At 39.8% G+C, this 2,552-nt stretch carries 5 protein-coding genes; 1 reads left to right on the forward strand and 4 read right to left on the reverse strand.

Annotated features, from left to right (window positions below; translation table 11 throughout):
• Nucleotides 1-235, reverse strand: a 235-nt coding sequence (locus tag AACQ81_RS02095; RefSeq protein ID WP_237388427.1) for a phage holin, lambda family, incomplete at its 3' end; no start/stop codon positions are given.
• Between the two features lie 164 nt (nucleotides 236-399).
• Between AACQ81_RS02095 and AACQ81_RS02100 the strand changes: the two genes are divergently transcribed.
• Entirely contained in the window at nucleotides 400-636 is a 237-nt protein-coding gene (locus AACQ81_RS02100) for a hypothetical protein (RefSeq protein WP_237388428.1), read from the forward strand.
• A gap of 248 nt (nucleotides 637-884) precedes the next feature.
• Here AACQ81_RS02100 and AACQ81_RS02105 read toward each other — a convergent pair whose 3' ends face one another.
• From AACQ81_RS02105 to AACQ81_RS02115, 3 genes are all read right to left on the reverse strand, one after another.
• Complete coding sequence (locus tag AACQ81_RS02105) at nucleotides 885-1,652, reverse strand: hypothetical protein (protein ID WP_237388429.1); 768 nt, start codon at nucleotides 1,650-1,652, stop codon at nucleotides 885-887.
• Between the two features lie 5 nt (nucleotides 1,653-1,657).
• On the reverse strand, nucleotides 1,658-1,873 hold the full coding sequence (locus AACQ81_RS02110; RefSeq protein ID WP_237388430.1) for a hypothetical protein: 216 nt from the start codon (nucleotides 1,871-1,873) through the stop codon (nucleotides 1,658-1,660).
• Between the two features lie 377 nt (nucleotides 1,874-2,250).
• A partial coding sequence (locus AACQ81_RS02115; RefSeq protein ID WP_237388431.1) for a site-specific DNA-methyltransferase occupies nucleotides 2,251-2,552 on the reverse strand: 302 nt, incomplete at its 5' end.

Here is a 2,552-nt window from a genome sequence, read left to right on the forward strand (position 1 = left end):
CGAAGGGCGCTGCACTGCTGGGGATACCAAACAGTTCCAGCCCACTCGAAATACCCCAAGACAGCGCCCCACACAGGACACCTTCTATCCATTTGTTTTTACGGTCTACACCGTCATACACCAGACGGCCGTAACAAATCAGGATGGCTAAAACAGAGCCGGATATCTGCGGCCATGAGTTTTTTAGGCCTTCCAATAGGTCGGCCCATAAATCAGGATTTTCTTTCATTTTCATATTCCACCCCATCAGAACAATGGGCGTCCGTGGGGTGAAATAAGGTTCGCCCCTGTGAGTCGGTTAAAAGTAATACATCGATACTTAAGGTATGTTGTTAGATCAGCCAAATATTAACCAAACGGGGGGATGGCTGATTACCTCTGAGCAAAGGAAATTAAGAAATGCAATACGAATTTGAAAAAATCAAAGTTAATGAGCTTAACCCAGAAGAAATGACCTATGCAGTTCCAGTTCTGTTTTCTCTTCTAGCTAAAATGGTCACAGAAGACGACCCTGAAAAATTAGTTCAACTCTATAGATTATTAGACAAGGCCATAGAATTTAATGAAAATGCATCGTGTCGAGACCAAATAGCACTCGTCGGTCAGATAACTAAATTTTCCCTAAGCAAAAAATAAGCTCTCCGTTATGTTTACGTAGAGTAGGTATACCATCCTCGATTGCATAGCTCGCAGATTTACTTTTTTCTGCGAGCTGTTTTTCCAGTGCTTCAATACGCTTTTCCATTGTTCACCTCATGAGTGAGTTAATAGGTTGCCGTTATCGGAATTCCGATATCGGATGATTTTCAAATGGTTAGATTGCAGATACGAAAAAGGCCGCATTGAGCGACCTTAATGTCAATTATTTGCTATAAACGCTGTGTTTATTGTTTTTCTCTAAATGACATGTAAGTATCTGCATCGAATAGAGAAAATGATTCTATTTGGTCTATCGGTAATATGTGCCGAAACTGATATACAGATAATGGCTCAGAATTCAACGTTATGCCTTTTTGATCATAAATAATTGCATAGTTGTTCTCTATTACGAAAGATAGACTGTCTTTATCTCTATAGCCACTTATAAATGGTATGATTGACACCATTGCATCTGAATGAGTATGAAAATTATAAAATTTCGCTGCATCAACCATCCCAATATACACCTTGCGAGATTTGAGGGTAACCATAACGAGAAGATTACCCTCCAAAGACTCCAGCAGCAATTCATTGACGGAGTCCTTCTTCGCATTCTTCCTAGTGGCATCAATACGGTATTGATAATTTTCAGTTCTGTTTTTAACAATTGAGGCTTGCCCTATGCTTATAAGAACTGTAGATACAACCACAATCCACGAAAAAAAACTTGCCGTGGCATACCTTAATTCATTCAAATATGTAGCAAATGTAAATGGAGTGTACTTTGCGCCCAAGTATGTAGGTATATTCAGTATGTACATCAATGAATATAAAAGAATGTCGATGAATACAGCCACGACAAACCCAGCAACCAAAAACTCTCCACCTTTTAAAGCTACCTGAAAGTATGCATTCCAGCCTTGCGCTTTTTGTAACTCAATTTTTGATTCTATATCGCTATTAATATAGTTATAGCCACAGATCAAAACAAAAGTAATGAAAACAGGCCACATGATAATTATTTATCCTTTAATAGCGTTTTCATGTTGCGTTCAAATGCCTTTATAACATCACTGTTATTCCTGTTCATCATAACCGTGCCGTCATTCCTGATCAGCAATCTTTGTGAGCAGTTCTCTGTTGAGTCGTCTTCGGTTTTCAGTAACTTGGCAGTTTTCCTAATAATTTTATCAGGGGAAACATATGCCTTATCTATCAATTTAGCAAGTGACATAATCCTATCTCCTCACTCTCTATGCCGTTAGTAGCAATTAACAAGCGCCACGCTTATATACTAAAATAAGTTTACGTGCAAGTAGCGCTTGTATCAATCTAATAACGTCCTGTGATGCCCCAAACAAAATACGACATTGATATTTTATTTAGCGATAGCATTGCAATGAGTATCTTCTATCCTTAAAGTCATACACATGAATACTGTATACAAATACAGTACCATTCATTGCATCCACTGAAAAGAAGGTTTTACCTATCAATCCCCAAGCTGCCCTAATAACCTAAATTACGTATCGTGTAATAAAAAAAGCCACGAATACGCAGCCCTGATTGAACTAACCGGAATGACCGGAGAGTTGGATAAACCAATCAAATTCATCTTTCATGGGTGCTCTCTATACCAATCCGAGGAGTTGCTCGAAATGGTTGTAAACTCGAAGTTGACAACTGCCCGTTGATTTCCCGCTCAGTCTGCCTAAACCGTGCCTCTTCCAGCTCAACCCCTAACACACGGCGATTTAACTTCAAGGCCGCTTTCAGCGTTGCACCTGAACCCATAAAGAAATCGGCTACCATATCCCCTTGTTTACTGCTGGACTGGATAATGTGCGTCATCAGATCCAGGGGCTTTTCACACGGATGCTTACCCGGCGAATATTGAACAGGCGCAAACTGCC

Source organism: Xenorhabdus sp. Sc-CR9, assembly GCF_963897815.1.
Lineage (GTDB): Bacteria > Pseudomonadota > Gammaproteobacteria > Enterobacterales > Enterobacteriaceae > Xenorhabdus.